The sequence below is a fragment of the Micromonospora aurantiaca ATCC 27029 genome (genome assembly GCF_000145235.1).
In the GTDB taxonomy this organism is placed as follows: domain Bacteria; phylum Actinomycetota; class Actinomycetes; order Mycobacteriales; family Micromonosporaceae; genus Micromonospora; species Micromonospora aurantiaca.
In genome coordinates, this window is sequence record NC_014391.1 from 47,959 (window position 1) to 61,969 (window position 14,011).

18 protein-coding genes are annotated in these 14,011 nt (G+C 72.2%); 10 read left to right on the plus strand and 8 right to left on the minus strand.

The genetic code is table 11. The features are described from left to right. Positions 1–3: 3 nt before the first annotated feature. From MICAU_RS00245 to MICAU_RS00260, 4 genes are read right to left on the minus strand one after another with little or no spacing between them, the layout of a single operon-like run. On the minus strand, positions 4–768 hold the full coding sequence (locus MICAU_RS00245; RefSeq protein WP_013283259.1) for an ABC transporter permease: 765 nt from the start codon (positions 766–768) through the stop codon (positions 4–6). Then, positions 765–1,577 (minus strand): ABC transporter ATP-binding protein, encoded by an 813-nt coding sequence (locus MICAU_RS00250; protein ID WP_013283260.1) that lies wholly within the window; start codon positions 1,575–1,577, stop codon positions 765–767. Before MICAU_RS00250 ends, MICAU_RS00245 begins: the two co-directional genes overlap by 4 nt. Next, a complete protein-coding gene (locus tag MICAU_RS00255) occupies positions 1,574–1,951 on the minus strand; it encodes a DUF1048 domain-containing protein (protein WP_013283261.1) in 378 nt (125 codons plus the stop codon). Before MICAU_RS00255 ends, MICAU_RS00250 begins: the two co-directional genes overlap by 4 nt. A gap of 2 nt (positions 1,952–1,953) precedes the next feature. Further along, positions 1,954–2,301, minus strand: a complete 348-nt coding sequence (locus MICAU_RS00260; protein ID WP_013283262.1) for a PadR family transcriptional regulator — start codon at positions 2,299–2,301, stop codon at positions 1,954–1,956. A gap of 120 nt (positions 2,302–2,421) precedes the next feature. Here MICAU_RS00260 and MICAU_RS00265 point away from each other — a divergent pair, with 120 nt between their 5' ends. Further along, entirely contained in the window at positions 2,422–3,189 is a 768-nt protein-coding gene (locus MICAU_RS00265; protein ID WP_013283263.1) for a class I SAM-dependent methyltransferase, read from the plus strand. Here MICAU_RS00265 and MICAU_RS00270 read toward each other — a convergent pair. Continuing rightward, positions 3,164–3,355 (minus strand): DUF397 domain-containing protein, encoded by a 192-nt coding sequence (locus tag MICAU_RS00270; protein ID WP_013283264.1) that lies wholly within the window; start codon positions 3,353–3,355, stop codon positions 3,164–3,166. The two genes, MICAU_RS00265 and MICAU_RS00270, sit on opposite strands and share 26 nt — an antisense overlap. After that, a complete protein-coding gene (locus MICAU_RS00275; protein ID WP_013283265.1) occupies positions 3,346–4,149 on the minus strand; it encodes a helix-turn-helix domain-containing protein in 804 nt (267 codons plus the stop codon). Before MICAU_RS00275 ends, MICAU_RS00270 begins: the two co-directional genes overlap by 10 nt. A gap of 95 nt (positions 4,150–4,244) precedes the next feature. On the opposite strand from MICAU_RS00275, the gene MICAU_RS00280 reads away from it, so the two are divergent. The 6 genes from MICAU_RS00280 to MICAU_RS00305 all read left to right on the plus strand — a co-directional run bounded on the left by MICAU_RS00280 (position 4,245) and on the right by MICAU_RS00305 (position 8,581). Further along, a complete protein-coding gene (locus MICAU_RS00280; RefSeq protein ID WP_013283266.1) occupies positions 4,245–4,580 on the plus strand; it encodes a hypothetical protein in 336 nt (111 codons plus the stop codon). Continuing rightward, positions 4,577–5,134, plus strand: a complete 558-nt coding sequence (locus MICAU_RS00285; RefSeq protein ID WP_013283267.1) for a putative immunity protein — start codon at positions 4,577–4,579, stop codon at positions 5,132–5,134. The genes MICAU_RS00280 and MICAU_RS00285 overlap by 4 nt, the downstream gene beginning before the upstream one ends. After that, a complete protein-coding gene (locus MICAU_RS00290) occupies positions 5,131–5,646 on the plus strand; it encodes a putative immunity protein (protein WP_013283268.1) in 516 nt (171 codons plus the stop codon). The genes MICAU_RS00285 and MICAU_RS00290 overlap by 4 nt, the downstream gene beginning before the upstream one ends. 116 nt (positions 5,647–5,762) lie before the next feature. Then, positions 5,763–6,293, plus strand: a complete 531-nt coding sequence (locus MICAU_RS00295) for a SigE family RNA polymerase sigma factor (protein ID WP_013283269.1) — start codon at positions 5,763–5,765, stop codon at positions 6,291–6,293. Then, entirely contained in the window at positions 6,290–7,396 is a 1,107-nt protein-coding gene (locus tag MICAU_RS00300) for a TolB-like translocation protein (protein ID WP_013283270.1), read from the plus strand. Before MICAU_RS00295 ends, MICAU_RS00300 begins: the two co-directional genes overlap by 4 nt. Positions 7,397–7,567: 171 nt before the next feature. Continuing rightward, positions 7,568–8,581 (plus strand): hypothetical protein, encoded by a 1,014-nt coding sequence (locus tag MICAU_RS00305; protein ID WP_232236630.1) that lies wholly within the window; start codon positions 7,568–7,570, stop codon positions 8,579–8,581. A 51-nt stretch (positions 8,582–8,632) separates the two neighbouring features. Here the strand turns inward: MICAU_RS00305 and MICAU_RS00310 are convergent, their stop codons facing one another. Continuing rightward, the gene (locus tag MICAU_RS00310; protein WP_013283272.1) at positions 8,633–10,033 is read right to left on the minus strand and encodes a PQQ-like beta-propeller repeat protein; all 1,401 of its coding nucleotides are present in this window, start codon (positions 10,031–10,033) and stop codon (positions 8,633–8,635) included. Positions 10,034–10,052: 19 nt separating this feature from the next. Further along, positions 10,053–11,534, minus strand: coding sequence for a hypothetical protein (locus MICAU_RS00315; protein WP_013283273.1), 1,482 nt, complete (start codon positions 11,532–11,534; stop codon positions 10,053–10,055). Positions 11,535–11,788: 254 nt separating this feature from the next. Between MICAU_RS00315 and MICAU_RS00320 the strand changes: the two genes are divergently transcribed. Genes MICAU_RS00320 through MICAU_RS00330 form a run of 3 tightly spaced genes read left to right on the plus strand, consistent with a single transcriptional unit; the run spans position 11,789 to position 13,951 of the window. Further along, the gene (locus MICAU_RS00320) at positions 11,789–12,559 is read left to right on the plus strand and encodes an SGNH/GDSL hydrolase family protein (RefSeq protein ID WP_013283274.1); all 771 of its coding nucleotides are present in this window, start codon (positions 11,789–11,791) and stop codon (positions 12,557–12,559) included. A gap of 2 nt (positions 12,560–12,561) precedes the next feature. Further along, positions 12,562–13,008 (plus strand): hypothetical protein, encoded by a 447-nt coding sequence (locus MICAU_RS00325; protein WP_013283275.1) that lies wholly within the window; start codon positions 12,562–12,564, stop codon positions 13,006–13,008. A 40-nt stretch (positions 13,009–13,048) separates the two neighbouring features. After that, complete coding sequence (locus MICAU_RS00330; RefSeq protein WP_013283276.1) at positions 13,049–13,951, plus strand: sulfurtransferase; 903 nt, start codon at positions 13,049–13,051, stop codon at positions 13,949–13,951. Positions 13,952–14,011 lie beyond the last annotated feature (60 nt).

Here is a 14,011-nt window from a genome sequence, read left to right on the forward strand (position 1 = left end):
CGGCTAGCTGACCTTGGTGCGGTAGATCGCCGTCGCGGCGGCGTAGGCGGCCAGGAGCAGGCCGGCGCACCAGGCGAGCGCGATCCAGACGTCGTTGCCGACGGGTTGCTGAGCGAAGAGCGCGCGGAGGGTGTTCACGATCGATGTCACCGGCTGGTTGTCGGCGAACCAGGCGACCGGGCCGGGCATCGAGTCGGTGGGGACGAACGCCGAGCTGATGAAGGGCAGGAAGATCAGCGGGTAGCTGAAGGCGCTCGCGCCGTCGACGGTCTTGGCGGACAGGCCCGCGATGACGGCGACCCAGGTCAGGGCGAGGGTGAACAGGATCAGGATGCCGGCTGCGGCGAGCCAGCCGACCACCGATGCGCCCGTCCGGAATCCCATGATCAGGGCGACGCCTGTGACGATCACGAGCGAGGCCAGGTTGGCGACGAGCGAGGTCAGGACATGCGCCCAGAGCACTGAGGGCCGCGGGATCGGCATCGACTGGAAGCGCTCGAAGATGCCGCCCTGCATGTCGAGGAACAGGCGGTACGCCGTGTAGGCGATGCCGGACGCGATCGTGATGAGGAGGATGCCCGGCAGCATGTAGTTGATGTACGACTCGCCGGATCCGGTGTTGATGGCTCCACCGAGCACGTACACGAAGAGCAGCATCAGCGCGACGGGGGTGACCGCCGTGGTGATGATGGTGTCCGGGCTGCGGAGGATGTGCCGCAGGGAACGGCCGGTGAGGGTTCCGGTGTCGCTGAGGACGTGGATGGTCATCGGGATTCCTCTCCTGCGGGCACGGCTGCCTTGTCGGCGGCCCTGGCGGTGTGGCCCACGAGGGCGAGGAAGACGTCCTCAAGGGTCGGCTGCTTCTCGACGTACTCGACCTTCGCGGTCGGGAGGAGCCGCTTCAGCTCGGCGAGAGTGCCGTTCTGGATGATCGTTCCCTCGTGCAGGATCGCGATCCGGTCGGCGAGTTGCTCGGCCTCGTCGAGGTACTGGGTGGTGAGCAGGATGGTGGTGCCGTCCTCGGCGAGCTGCCGCACTGTCCGCCAGGCCTCGATGCGGGCCTGCGGGTCGAGGCCGGTGGTCGGCTCGTCGAGGAACACGACCGGCGGGTTGCCGACGAGACTCATCGCGATGTCCAGCCGCCGGCGCATGCCGCCCGAGTACGTCCCCGCCCGGCGGTTCCCGGCGTCGGTGAGGGAGAAACGGGCCAGCATGTCGTCGGCGACCGCACCCGGATTCCTCAGGTGGCGGAGCTTCGCGACCAGGACCAGGTTCTCCCGGCCGGTGAGCACTTCGTCGACGGCGGCGAACTGGCCGGTCAGGCTGATCGACTTGCGTACCTCGGCGGGAACCGAAGCGACGTCGAAGCCGTGGACGGTCGCGGTGCCGGTGTCCGCCTTGAGCAGCGTCGACAGGATCCGCACGAGCGTGGTCTTTCCGGCGCCGTTCGAGCCGAGCAGAGCGAAGATGCTCCCGGCCGTCACCTCGAAGTCGACGCCCCGCAGCACGTGCAGGTCCTTGTAGGACTTGGTGATGCCCCGAACCCGGATGGCGGGTTCGCGCGTCGCGGTGGTCATGAGTGTTCCTCCCCGCTGTTGCCGGCGGCGGCGTCGATCGCCTTCCGGAGGCGCTCGCGCTCCTTGTCCATCCACTGCCTCCCGGAGTACGCGGACACGAACGTCTCGGCGAACTCGACCGGGTCGTCGCCGACGATCGCGCGGACGGGCGTGTTGTCGGCAACCGCGCGCTCCCAGAGGTCCACGGAGTCGCCGAGCATCGCGACGAGTGTGTTCCCGTCGACGATCCCGCCCTGGTACATGAAGTACCGCTGGAGCGCCTTGGCCGCGCTGCGATGGGGTTCCGGCAGGGCCTCCATGCGGGCCATGTGCCGCTTGTACTGCTTCTTCTGGTCGAGCGATCCGACGAGCGTCTCGATCCACTTCGCGGCCATGCTCATGCTCCTTCGTCGTGCCGGTCGTCGTCGTCACGAAGGTGGTCGATGCGTTCCGCGAGGACGCTCCACGTCCGCCAGAACTCGGCGAGCTGATCCCGCCCCTTTGCGTTGATCGAATACACCTTCCGCGGGGGCCCCTTCTCGGAGGGAACCTTCTCCACGTCCACGAAACCGCGTTGCTCGACGCGGACGAGCAGCGCGTAGATGGTGCCTTCCGCGATGTCCGAGAATCCGCGGTCGCGCAGCCAGGCGGTGATCTCGTAGCCGTACGCGGATCGGCGGGCCAGGATCGCCAGGACGATGCCTTCGAGGGTGCCCTTCAGCATCTCCGTCATCTGGTTGGCCATGTCCTCGTTCCCTCGCTATTGAGCGTCGCTGAGTACCAGTAGAAAGTAACACTAGGTACCGGTAGCTAGCAACGCTTAATACCGGGGATCCCGCAGAACCGCTTCCTCTAAGTTCGGCGGATGACCACCACTCCTTCGGCGCGCGCCGTGAGCCAGTACGCGACGACGACGGGCAACCTGACCGCCCGCATGGCACTGCACTCGTACGGCACCAACCCGCAGGACTGGTTCGCCTGGCTCGGCGAGCGGCTGCCGCTGTCCGGCGACGTGCTGGAGGTGGGCGCCGGCACCGGCGAGCTGTGGCACCGGATCGGCCACCGACCCCGGCTCACCCTCACCGACTTCTCGCCCGCCATGTGCGCGCGGCTGCGCGAGGTGCCCGGCGCGCGGGTGCTGCGCTGCGACGCCACGCACCTGCCGTTCCGCACCGGCGTCGCCGACGCGGTGATCGCCAACAGCATGCTCTACCACCTGGACGATCCGGACGCCGCGCTGCGCGAGTTCGCCCGGGTGCTGCGCCCCGGCGGGCGGCTCGCCGTCGCCGTGAACGGCCGTGACCACATGGCCGAGCTGAACACGCTCGGCCCGGTGATCGGGTGCCCCGACCTGGCTGTCCGGTTCCACGACCGGAACGACGTGACCGCCGAGACGACACCGGCCCGGGTCGCCGCCCACTTCGACGACGTGACGGTCGAGCGCTACCCGGACGAGCTGGTGGTGCCCGCCGCGGAGCCGATCCTGGCGTACGTCGCCAGCATGATCGGGCCGCTGCCCGCCGCGCAGGAGGCGGCCGCCCGCGCCGCGATCGAGGCGCGCATCGACGCCGAGGGCGCCTTCCGGGTACGCAAGCACACAGTGCTGATCAGCTCGACGCGCGGCGCCCGCTGAGCCGGACGAAGGTGCGCCAGGCGTCGGGCGTGAAGGTGAGCACCGGCCCGGCCGGGTCCTTGCTGTCCCGCACCCCGACCACTCCGGCCAGGTTGTCCGCCACCTCGACACACTCGCTCTGCCCGCTACGACTGGACTTGCGCCAGAGCGCGCCGATCAGCTCCATGACTCGACCACTTCCTTCATCAGCTCGATCGACTGGCGACGGGACAACGCCTCACTTCGGACGCTCTCCCATCTGGACAGCAGGATAGCCACGTGCTCATCTTTGTCGATCACTGTTCCGCCGAGCTGGTTCTCCAGATAGCCGATCCAACCGCCGTCACCACCTCGGGCGAGGGTGAACGGTCCGGTCAGTCCGATGTGCAGTCCCACGTCGGCCGGAATGACGTGTACCGCGATATGAGGGTGGCTGCTCGCCTCGATCAGGTGCGCGACCTGCTGACTCATCAACCCGCGAAAGCTCTCGTCGGCGCGGCGCAGCACGGTTTCCTCGATCACCGCGACGAACTTGGGTGGATCGGCGCCGGCCAGAACGGTCTGCCGGTCGAGCCGGACCGCGAGCCGCCGTTCGGCCTCCTGCTCGGCGAGCATGTCGTCCGTGCGGATCATCGCGCGGGCGTAGTTCTCCGTCTGTAACAGGCCCGGGATGAGGCTCGGCTGATAGCAGCGCAACTGCTGCGCCTGGCGTTCGGCTTCGAGCCAGGGGCGGAACCAGCTCGGCTGGCCGTCGCGCTCGGCGAGCTTGAGCAGCGACATCAACAGCCCGCCGGTGCCGAGCACCTCGTCGGCCCGGGCGAGGAAGAACCGGTCGAGCGGCCGGTGGCCCAGCTCGACCGCCGACACCTGGGAGCCGGAGAAGTGCACGAGCCTCCCGAACTCCTCCTGGCTCAGCTCGGCCCGCACCCGCAGCCGCCGCAGTTGCGCACGGATCAGCTCGGCGGTCGGCTCGTTCTCCACACGCCCTCCCCAGTCGGCCACCGGTCTCCCGGTCTCTCCCCGGACCGGCCGCGACGGCTTCCGAGAGTAGTGGCTCGCTCAGCAGACTGTCACGCATGAACCTTCCCGTACCGCGGCTCGGGCCGTACCCCGATCGGCCCCGCCCCTACCCGCCGGACCACCCGGCCCACCTGCCGATCCGGCCGCTCTGGCTCTGCCGCGCCTGCGGCGGACCGTGGCCCTGCGCGCAGGCCCGCCTGCTGCTCAAGGTCGAGTACGCGGACCACCCCGTCGACCTGGCCGTCTACCTGTCCGGGCTCTACCACGAGGCCACCCACGACCTGTTCCGCCTCAACCCGCAGGACGGGCCGACCCCGCGCGAGCTGTTCGAGCGGTTCGTCGGCTGGGGGCCGTACCGGCGCAGCATCACCGATACGATGCCCGCGTCATGACAGCGCCCGGGGACTTCGACCTGACGACGGACGAGCTGCGCGAGGTGACGCGGTACGCGGTCCGGCACGCGGAGGACGTGCTCCCGGTCTACGAGCGGGCGGTTCCCGGTGACCCGCGTCCCCGCGCGGCTGTCGACGCGGCCTGGACGTTCGCGCGGGGCGCCGCCCGGACGAGACTTCAGCGGGTCACGTCCCTCGACGCGCACCGGGCCGCCCGGTCCGCGCCCACCGAGGCCGCGCGCCTGGCCGCCCGGGCCGCGGGTGACGCCGCCGCGGCCGCGTACCTGCACCCGATCGCGAAGGCCACCCAGGTCGGTCACATCCTGCGGGCGGCCGCCAACGCCGCGCGCGTCGCCGAACTGGAGGCCGGCGGCGACGAGGCCGTCGGGGATTCGCAGGTGGACCGGTCCCGACGGCTCGCCACGCCGGTGCTCGTCGACGTGCTCCGCCGCTATCCGCCGCTGACCGGCGGCGGCAGTCGGGTCGCCCGGCTGATGAGCACTCTGGACCACGACCTGCGCCAGGGCACCGCCGGGCCGGAGGCCGCGTCGTGATCCTGCCGAAGGTCCGCGATCCCCGGTTCACGACGATCCGCCGGGGCGGCACTCTCACCGACGAGCACCACCACCTGCTGGCGCTCTGGGCCGCCACCTGCGCCGAGCACGTCCTCGGCATGTTCGAGGCGGTCCGGCCGGACGACAGCCGCCCACGCGAGGCGATCGAGCACACCCGCGCCTGGGTGCGGGGCGAGGTCAGGATGATGGAGGCGCGTGCGGCGGGCGGTCACGCCATGGGTGCGGCCCGGGACCTGCGCGGGGCGGCACGCAACGCCGCGTACGCCGCCGGTCAGGCCGCCGTCGTGGCCCACGTGGCCGCCCACGAACTCGGTGCCGCCGCGTACGCGATCAAGGCGGTACGCGCAGCGGCGCCCGCCGGTCTCGCCGAGGCGGCCGGGCGGGACGAGTGCCGGTGGCAGCGCGACCAGCTCCCGGCGGAGATCCGCGACCTGGTCCTGGACGACCAGCGCCTGCGCAACGACATCTGCTGGTCGGTCTTCGACTGCTGACGCCAGGCCGAGGGCTGTCGAGAAAGAGTCACCGGCGGCGGCAACCATGGCGTGCGCAGGTGGCGTCTCGGAAGGCGTCACGCTGATGTACCACCTGACCCCAAGGACCGGCTCGTGTGGACCCTCTCCTGAATGAGTTCGACCTGTTCGTCCGAACTCGTACCCCCGCGTTACTGCGATCCGCCTACCTGCTGACCGGCGACCAGCATCTGGCCGAGGATCTCGTCCAGTCCGCCCTCGCCCGTACCCACCGTGCCTGGAACCGGTTGCACGAGACCGGCAACGCGGAGGCGTACACCCGGAAGACCATGTACCACCTGCAGGTCTCCTGGTGGCGGCGCCGCCGGGTGGCCGAGTCGATGCCGGGCGACATGCCCGAGCCGCGCGGAGGCGACTCGGCCCCCGACCACGCCCAGCAGACCACGCTCCGGCTGGCTCTCCGGGCCGCGCTGGCCCGGCTGTCCGCCAAGCAACGGGCCGTGCTGGTCCTGCGGTTCTTCGAGGACCGTACCGAATCCGAGGCCGCCGACCTGCTCGGCGTGACCGTCGGCACCGTCAAGAGCCAGACCTCCAAGGCGCGGGCGAAGCTGCGCAGCGTGGCCCCGGAGCTCGCCGAGCTGTACGTCACGGAAGGAACCGCCCGATGAACCAGGACCGACTGCGCTTCGACCTGGCCGACCTGGCCGAGGAGGTCACCCCGGTCGACCTGCGGGACCGGGCGCTGCGTACCTCGCGGCGGCTCGGCATCCAGCGGGCCGTCGCCACCTCCGCCGCCGCGCTCGTGGTGCTGGCCGCCGCGACCGGGACCGCGCTGGCGATCCGGCCGAACAGCCAGGCGCCCGCACCGGCCGGCCCGTCGGTCACAGTCACCGCCCCGCCGGTCGAGCCGTCCCGTACGCCCTCCCCCGACGCGAGTACCGCCACCGGCCAGTCGCAGTCGGCGCTCGCCGGTACCCGCTACTACCTGGAGCAGACGTCCACCCGATCGCGGATCCATGAGGTCCGCGGCACGCGGGACCGGGTGGTCCACGAGGTCGTCCACGAAGCCGCCTCTCGCTGCGAGTCCAACACCGTCAGCGTCTCGCCGGACGGCAAGCGGGTGGTCTGGGTGCAGGACAGCACCGACAACGCGAGCGGGGTGCTGCTGATCGCCACCGTCGGAGACAAGGGGGCGACGACCCTCGCGGAGGGGATCAGTTGTTTCGGCGCCCGGCCGATGCGGTGGAAGGGCGACGACCGGCTGATGGTGCAGCGGAAGAACGGCCAGTCCGTGCTCTACGACGTGGTGGCCAACAAGCAGGTCGTCGGCGACCCGGGCCAGGAGACCAAACGCTGCTGGTCCGCCGACGGCACCTGGCTGGCCGCCGAGTCGGACGGCAAACCCTACGTCTCGGACACCACCGACCTGCGGCAGTACACCTACACCCCTCCCCAGCAGGAGGCCGCGAAGTGGGACGGCTGGGAGGCCCGCAGCGTGTCCACCGACGGCCGCTACGTGGCAGTGGGCTGGATCGGCACCGACCCGTCCCGCCGGGACGGCAGCTTCGCGGTCGTCGACACCAGGACCAGCAAGGTGGTCGACCTGCCCGGCACGGGCGAGGTGCGGAGCATCCTGTTCAGCGCCGACGGCACGGTGCTGCTGCGGCGCGGCACCGGCATCACGGTCCTCGACCGTGAGTTCAAGCCACTCGGCACGGTGACCGAGCCGGCACCGACCCGGAACCGGGCACTGCTGGCGTACGTGCCCTGAGCCGCCTCAGACAACCCCTACAGGCCCCTGGCGCTTCGTGCGCCGGGGGCCTGTCCGCGTCCGCCGACCCGGGGCCGAAGTTCTTTCGATCAGGCGGCAACCATGCAGATCGAAACCGACGTCTGGGAGTGCATCAGAGACGCGCACCAACCAACCCCCGAGGATCGAATCGTGAACGTCATCGTCACCAGCGCCCGCGGACTACGTACCGTCGCCGCCCTCGCCGCCGCCGCGTTCGTCGCCGTGGGCGTGAGCGCCTGCGGCGACGGCGGGTCCACGCCGTCCGCCCCCGCAGCCGGGCAGTCGTCCGCCGCCGCACCGTCGTCCGCCGCCCCGAGCCCGTCGGACGCCTCCTCCGCCGCACTGCCCGGCACCCGGTACTACCTGTCGTTCGGCGAGCAGGCCGCGGAGGTGCACGTCGTCAAGGGCGGCACCGACCGGGTGAGCGCCAGCGTCCCGTACGGCGGCGGCGACTGCGTCCGGAACACCATCACCATCTCGCCGTACGGCGAGCGGCTGGCCTGGGTGGAGGGAGCAGCCGGAGCGGAGGCCGGCAAGCTCGTGACCACCCGGATCGACGGCAGCGACCGGGCCACCATCGCGACGGAGCCGCCCTTCTCCGGCAAGGCGCCCTGCGACGGCGGCGACCCGCTCGTGTGGAACACCAACGACCGGGTGCTGGTGCAGCAGGACGGCCACATGGCGCTCATCGACCTGAGCAGCCGCAAGCCCGCCGACGGCGACGCCGGCAACGAGACTCTGAAGTGGTGGACGCCGGACGGCCGCAACTGGGCCGCCGTCTCCGAGGGGCGGCCGTACGCGACGACCGACCCGAAGGTGACGTTCTACCGCTACACGCCGCCGACGGCCCAGGCGGCCCGCTACGACGGCTGGCGGGTCCGCAGCGTCTCGGCGGACGGCCGGTACGTGGCCGTCGGCTGGATCAACAAGGACGAGACCCGCAACGACGGGAGCTTCGCGGTGGTCGACACCAGGACCAGCAAGGTGGTCGACCTGCCCGGCACGGGCGAGGTGCGGAGCATCCTGTTCAGCACCGACGGCACGGTGCTGGTCCGGCGCGACAACGGCATCAGCGTTCTGGACAAGCGTTTCCAGCCGGTCGGGACGGTGACCGAGCCGGCCGGGCTGAGCGGGGCGCTGCTGCTGGCTTACGTGCCTGCCTGACGAAAGGCGACGCGGGGCGGGCCACCGACGGGTGGCCCGCCCCGTGTCTTTTCAGCGCAGCACGGTGATCGCCGCATCCGCTGTGACGTGCTTCCACGGCACCAGCACCACTGTGCCGTCTCGCTCCAGCACCTTCGCGTCGCTGCCCTCGGTGCCGGCCGACAGCGGCGCCTCGGCCACGACTGTGACCTCGCCGGTGGCCGGGTCGATCCGGACCAGCCGTGGCGCGAGGTCACGCCGGTCGCCCACCTCCCACGCCAGCAGGCCCTGTTCGTCGAGGCGGACGAGTTCCACCTCGCTGTCGGTGTGCCCGGCCGACACCCAGCGCCGATTCCCGGTGGCCAGGTCGATCGCCACCACCTGGTTGGCTTGGCGCATCTTGCCGCCGACGTTCGTCGCCTCGGTGGGCAGGTAGAGCGTGTCCGCGTCGGCCAGGTACGGCCGGATCCCCGGCCCGCTCACCGTGTTGGAACGGTTGACCGGCAGGTCGCTGAACCGCGTACCGTCGACGGGGTTGCCGAACGTGGCCCGCGCCTTGCCGGCGGCGTCGCGCGCGACGAACGTCTCGGTGCTCAGACCGGGCAGGCTGACCAGCGGGTCGACGCTCAGCACCCCGGCGCTCTGCTGCGCTGCGGGCAGTTTCTGCTGCCAGCGCGGCTTGCCGGTGGCCGGGTCCAGACCGAGCAGCGCGCCCCGGTCGCCGTCGCAGAGCGCGGTCACAACGGCCTGGTCCCCGGCGGCCTGCGCGTCGGTCAGGCGGCAGTCGCGGCCCGGCAGCAGCCGGTCGGCGTCGGTCTGCCACAGCCGCTTGCCGTCGGCCAGCGAGTAGCCGAGGACGTTCTCGCCGCTGCGGACGACCACCTGCCCGGCGGTCACCGACAGGTCCGGGGCGACGATCTCGGACCGGCCCGTCCGGCGTTCGACGGGGAACGTCGCCCGCCACGTCTGCGTGCCGGCGGCAGCGTCGAAGCCGACGATCGTGTCGCACGAGTCGGCGGAACCGAGCGCCACCACACCCCGCCCCTCGGCGAGCGTCTGCGCGGCCGCGCACAGCGAGGTCGCCTGGGGCGCGGGCACGCCCCACGCCTGGGCGCCGTCGTCGAGCCGGTAGGCGATGACGCCGTCCGGCTGGGCCCGGACCACCGCGTCGCCGACCAGCCAGGCGCCGAACATGTCCTGCCCGTCGTACGTCTTCAGCCCGTTGCGCTGCCGCTCCGGGAAGTCGAGCACCCAGGCGGTACGCAGCTTCCTCCCGTCGTCGTCATCGCCGCCGACCAGCCGGGACACGCCGTAGGCGGTGCCGGCCGCGACCGCGAGCACGGCCACCAGGCCACCGGCGACGAGCAACGCCACGCGTCCGCGCCGCTTCGGCGCCGCCGGCGGCGCACCGGCCGGACCCGGCCATCCCGCCGGCGGGTACGCGGGCGGCGGATGCTGGTGCTGGTACGTCATTCGTCGTCTCCGTTCCGGGTCAGCGCGCCTGCGCGCGGACGTAGGCGGCCCAGCCGGCCTGGAACTCGTCGAGCGACACGCCCAGCACGTCCCGGGCGGCGCGGTCGGTCGGGGTACCGGCGTAGACCGCCTCGACGAAGCGGAACAGCTTCGGCTCGCCGTGCTTCTCGGCGAGGTGGTTCATCGCGGCGTGGCCGAGCCAGTAGTGGAAGCTCAGCCGGTCGGGGTCGTCCCACTCGCCGTTGCCGGGCAGCGTGCCGTTCCACCCGCCGCGGACCAGCTGCCGGGCCTGCGCGGTGCGCTCGCTGGCACCGAGCGGGCGGCCGTGGAACGCGATGTACTCGGCGAAGCCCTCGACCACCCACTCGTCGAGCTTGCTGAACGCGTCCACAGCGGTCAGGTCGGTGCGGGGCGTCATCAGGGAGTGCGCCACCTCGTGCCGCAACACCATGCGGGCGTCGTTGTCGCCGCCGGTACGGGTGAAGTAACGGTCGCTGGTGTCCACCACGATGCGGGTGCCGCCGATCGTGTCCTTGCCGTCCTTGCGCTCGGCCGCGACCAGGCCCAGCGAGAAGCCCGCCTCGGTGGCCTTCTCGGTGCCGATCCGGTAGAGCGAGGTCATCTCGTCCTTGCCGTCGGCGAGCGTGATGACGAAGCCGCTCGGCACCGGGCCGGGCGGCCCGCTGGCCCGCCACACGGCCAGGCCGTTCGTCACCGCCACATCGGCGGCCGGGGCGTACCGCTTCGCCACGCCGGCCCGGGCGGCGTCGGCGATGAGCAGGGCGTGCGGGGTCCGCTCGACGTGGATCTCCCGCCACTTGTCCCACGGACCGGGGTAGTGGACGGTCTTCGAGCCACCGTTCCCGGCGGCCGGAGCGCCGGTCACAGCGGTGACCCGGATCGGCGCGTCCTTGCCGGTGCGGACGATCGTCCAGCGGTACCACTCGGTGACCGGGGCCAGGTCGAAGCCGTCGAGCTGGTGCACGAACGAGACGTCGAGCTGGAACGTGACGCCCTGCCCGAAGGCGTCGCCGGCGCGGCCCTGCCGCTCGATCGTCTCGTAGCGGGCCACCGACAGCGGCAGCTTCCCCAGGTTGCGGAACAGCTGGCTCTGCCCGGCGATCAGCTCCTTACGGGCCGGGTCGAACGCGGCCAGGTAGCCGTCCAGGTCCTTCGCCGCCAGCGCCTTGCTGTGCCGGTCGAGCAGGGCGGTCAGCTCGGCGTTCGTGACGGTGACGCCGTTCGCGCCGGCTGCCGCCTTCGGCGCCGGGCCCTCCTCGTCGTCGCCGCGCAGGCCCAGCCCGACGCCGACCGCCGTGCCGGCGCAGAGCGCAAGCGCGAGCGCACCCGCCGCGAGCCCGATCCAGAGCCCTCGGCGGGACTTCGGCGTCGCAGGCGGCGGCCCCCACGGTCCCGGCTGCGCGGGCGGCGGTGCTGCGGCGTACCGGGGGTCGGCGTTGCCGGGCGGTGGCCAGCCCGCCGGTGGGTGCCCCTGCGTCATGTGGTTCCTCGCTCGTGCCGTGTGCGGGACCGGCCGGACGGTTTCGCCCGGCCGGATGACGGCAGACATCATCCCCGGTCCGGACGACGGATTCTGCCCCGCCGGACGTGTCGGACGGATTTGTCCCCTCGGGTGGCTGTCGTGAACAGGACGTCGAGACATCCGCCACGTCCGGCGTCCAGGGTCAGCGGGACCGGTCCGCGCGGTGACAGACTGTGCGACGCACTTCTGCCGGGACGTCTGAGGGAGGCGCCGTGCGCTGGCGCAGCTACGTGGCGGTGGGCGACAGCTTCACCGAGGGCATGGACGACGCGTATCCGGACGGCAGCTACCGGGGCTGGGCCGATCTGGTCGCCACCCGCCTCGCCGCCGAGGCCGGGCCCGACTTCGGGTACGCCAACCTGGCCATCCGCGGCCGGCTGTTCCCCAACGTGGTGGCCGAGCAGGTGCCGTCCGCGCTGGCCATGAAGCCCGACCTGATCAGCTTCGCGGCCGGCGGCAACGACGTGCTGCGCCGCAGCTTCGACCCGGACTCGTTCGTCCCCCGCTTCGACTCGGTCGTGCAGCGGCTGCGGTCCGGCGGCAGCGACGTGGTGCTGTTCCGGTTCGCCGACGTGATGGCCCGGCTGCCCGGCCAGCGGCTGGTGGCCCCCCGGGTCGCGCTGCTCAACCGTGCGGTCGGCGAGGTGGCCGAGCGGCACGGCGCGATCCTGGTCGACCTGTACGCCGACGACACCTACCTCAACCCGCTGCTCTGGAGCACCGACCGGCTGCACCTGTCGGCCGCCGGCCACCGCCGGGTCGCGGCCCAGGTGCTCACCGCGCTCGGCGTCGGCTGCGAGGAGGAGTGGCTGATGGTGCCGCCGCATCCGGCGCCCAGCCCGTGGCTCGCCGCGCGCGCCGCCGACCTGCGCTGGGCCGGCCGGCACCTGGCGCCGTGGATCAAGCGCCGGCTGACCGGGCGGTCCTCCGGCGACTTCGTCACCGCCAAGCGGCCGGTGCTCGGGCCGGTCGAGCGCGACTGAGCGTGCGAACCGTCCACGCCGCCGACCTGCTGCGGCTGACACCCGACGACCCACCCCGCACCGGGCTGGCGGTCGTGGTCGCCGGTGACCGGGTCGAGGCGATAGTGCCCACGGCCGAGCTGTCCGGCGCGTACCCCGGGGTGCGGGTGCGGCGATGGGCCGGCACGCTCGGGCCGGCGCTCGTGCACGACGGCCCGCTGCCCCCGGCGCCCACGCCCCGCGAGCGGGTGCACGCGCTGTTCCGGCTCGGCGTGGCCGCAGTGCTCGACGAGCACGTCACCGACCCGGCGCTGCGTTCCGCCGCGGCCCGCAACGAGGTGGCGGTGCTGCCCGCCGCCCGGCCGCCCGCGCTGGTGACCGGCGGGCGCGCCGACCTCGCCGTGTTCGACGCGGACGGCTCCTGCCTGGCGACAGTGGTCGCCGGCCGCCTGGTGCACCGCCGCGCCTGACCGGCACCGCACCGCGCTGATCCGGCGTACCTTGGGGATCATGCCTGTGCCGAGCGATCCGCATCCCCACCTCCAGTCGTACGCCGACCCGCAGCGCCTGGTCACCACCGAGTGGCTGGCCGAGCACCTGGGCGACGAAGGGCTCGTGGTGGTCGAGTCCGACGAGGACGTGCTCCTCTACGACACCGGCCACATCCCCGGCGCCGTCAAGGTCGACTGGCACACCGAACTCAACGACCAGGTCACCCGCGACTACCTGGACGCCGCGAGCTTCGCCGAGCTGTGCGCGGCCAAGGGCATCGGGCGGGACGACACAGTCGTCTTCTACGGCGACAACTTCAACTGGTGGGCCGCGTACGCCCTCTGGGTCTTCTCCCTCTTCGGTCACCAGGACGTACGGCTGCTCGACGGCGGCCGGCAGAAGTGGATCGCCGAGGGGCGGGAGCTGACCCGGGACAAGGTGAGCCGGCCCCGCGCCTCGTACCCGGTGCCGGAGCGCAACGACGCGCCGATCCGCGCGTACCGGGAGCAGGTCATGGCGCACGTGGCGGCCGGGCGGCCGCTGGTGGACGTGCGTTCGCCCGGCGAGTACACCGGCGAGATGCTGCACATGCCGGACTACCCGCAGGAGGGCGCGCTGCGTGGCGGGCACATCCCGGGCGCGGTGAGCAAGCCGTGGAAGTCCGCCGCGAACGACGACGGCACGTTCAAGTCCGCCGACGAGCTGCGCGCCATCTACGGCGACCAGCTCGGGCTGAGCCCGTCCGACGACGTGGTCGCGTACTGCCGGATCGGCGAGCGGTCCAGCCACACCTGGTTCGTGCTGCACCACCTGCTCGGGTTCCCGCAGGTGCGCAACTACGACGGCTCGTGGACCGAGTGGGGCAACCTGGTCCGGGCCCCCGTCGTGAAGGGCGACCAGCCCGGCGGCCTGACCCGCTGAGCGTCCCGGCCGGTCCCGCCGTCACCGCGGCGGGACCGGCCGGTTCCGCTGTTACGCCGG

What these genes read in the sequence shown, in the direction of transcription:
- MICAU_RS00255 (WP_013283261.1), bottom strand. Translation starts at nt 1,951, where the DNA reads ATGGCCGCGAAGTGGATCGAGACGCTCGTCGGATCGCTCGACCAGAAG.
- MICAU_RS00330 (WP_013283276.1), top strand. Translation starts at nt 13,049, where the DNA reads ATGCCTGTGCCGAGCGATCCGCATCCCCACCTCCAGTCGTACGCCGAC.
- MICAU_RS00250 (WP_013283260.1), bottom strand. Translation starts at nt 1,577, where the DNA reads ATGACCACCGCGACGCGCGAACCCGCCATCCGGGTTCGGGGCATCACC.
- MICAU_RS00315 (WP_013283273.1), bottom strand. Translation starts at nt 11,534, where the DNA reads ATGACGCAGGGGCACCCACCGGCGGGCTGGCCACCGCCCGGCAACGCC.
- MICAU_RS00270 (WP_013283264.1), bottom strand. Translation starts at nt 3,355, where the DNA reads ATGGAGCTGATCGGCGCGCTCTGGCGCAAGTCCAGTCGTAGCGGGCAG.
- MICAU_RS00245 (WP_013283259.1), bottom strand. Translation starts at nt 768, where the DNA reads ATGACCATCCACGTCCTCAGCGACACCGGAACCCTCACCGGCCGTTCC.
- MICAU_RS00280 (WP_013283266.1), top strand. Translation starts at nt 4,245, where the DNA reads ATGAACCTTCCCGTACCGCGGCTCGGGCCGTACCCCGATCGGCCCCGC.
- MICAU_RS00310 (WP_013283272.1), bottom strand. Translation starts at nt 10,033, where the DNA reads ATGACGTACCAGCACCAGCATCCGCCGCCCGCGTACCCGCCGGCGGGA.
- MICAU_RS00300 (WP_013283270.1), top strand. Translation starts at nt 6,290, where the DNA reads ATGAACCAGGACCGACTGCGCTTCGACCTGGCCGACCTGGCCGAGGAG.
- MICAU_RS00265 (WP_013283263.1), top strand. Translation starts at nt 2,422, where the DNA reads ATGACCACCACTCCTTCGGCGCGCGCCGTGAGCCAGTACGCGACGACG.
- MICAU_RS00260 (WP_013283262.1), bottom strand. Translation starts at nt 2,301, where the DNA reads ATGGCCAACCAGATGACGGAGATGCTGAAGGGCACCCTCGAAGGCATC.
- MICAU_RS00285 (WP_013283267.1), top strand. Translation starts at nt 4,577, where the DNA reads ATGACAGCGCCCGGGGACTTCGACCTGACGACGGACGAGCTGCGCGAG.